This window comes from Rhodococcus sp. P4_C10 (assembly GCF_056402135.1).
This window is the reverse complement of record NZ_JBFUHZ010000103.1, coordinates 1-750: the sequence shown is the minus strand read 5'-3', so window position 1 is coordinate 750 and position 750 is coordinate 1. Positions and strand designations below refer to the sequence as shown.

Annotated in this window: 1 protein-coding gene; it reads right to left on the bottom strand. The window is 69.4% G+C overall.

The window, feature by feature from the left end; genetic code table 11:
• On the bottom strand, positions 1-750 hold a 750-nt coding region (locus AC1DWC_RS26705; RefSeq protein ID WP_477912914.1), incomplete at both ends, for a beta-keto acid cleavage family enzyme.

Below are 750 nucleotides of genomic sequence, written 5' to 3'. Positions count from 1 at the left end.
GCGACGCGCACCAGCTGGCGGACCTGCTCGGCGGAGGTGATCTTGACCTCGCCGTTCGGGGCCCACAGGTTGTCCTCGTTGCCGCAGCGCGGGTGCAGGCCCATCGCGATGGCCATCGTGTTCACCGGCAGCACGCTGCGCATCAGCGTCTCCAGCGTCAGGCAGGCGCCGTCCGGGACCCGGTTGACGAACTGCATCATGTTGTACGGGTTCGGGCCGTCGAAGCCGCCGCCGATCGCGACCCAGGTCAGGTTCAGCGGGCCGGTGTAGAAGCCGCGGCGGATCAGGCGCTCGACGGTCTCGAGCTGCGGGATGGACGAGAGCTGGAAGTGCGGCTGGATGCCGGCGGCCTGCAGGCGRCGCAGGTGCTCCTCGACCCACTCGGGGCCGGCGGGGACGGTCATCTCGCGGTAGGTCGTGGMCAGSTCGGCGTTCTCCAGGGAGGTGCCCTTGATGTCGCCGGGGGTCATCAGSTCCATGATGTTCATCTGGCTGGTGTTGATCGCGATGGTGACCTGGTCCGGCTTCGGGTCCAGCTCGGCGAGCATGTGGCGCACGTCGTCGGAGAGCCACTTGGCGTCCGCGCCGTCGCCCTCGGGGGCGAAGGAGATGGAGCCGCCGACCTGCAGGATCATGTCCGGCACGGCCTCGCGGAGGCGGCCGAGGAGCTCGTTGAACTTCGACAGGCGCTTGGAGCCCTTGCCGTCCTCCTCGCGGACGTGGATGTGCAGCACGGTGGCGCCGGCCTCG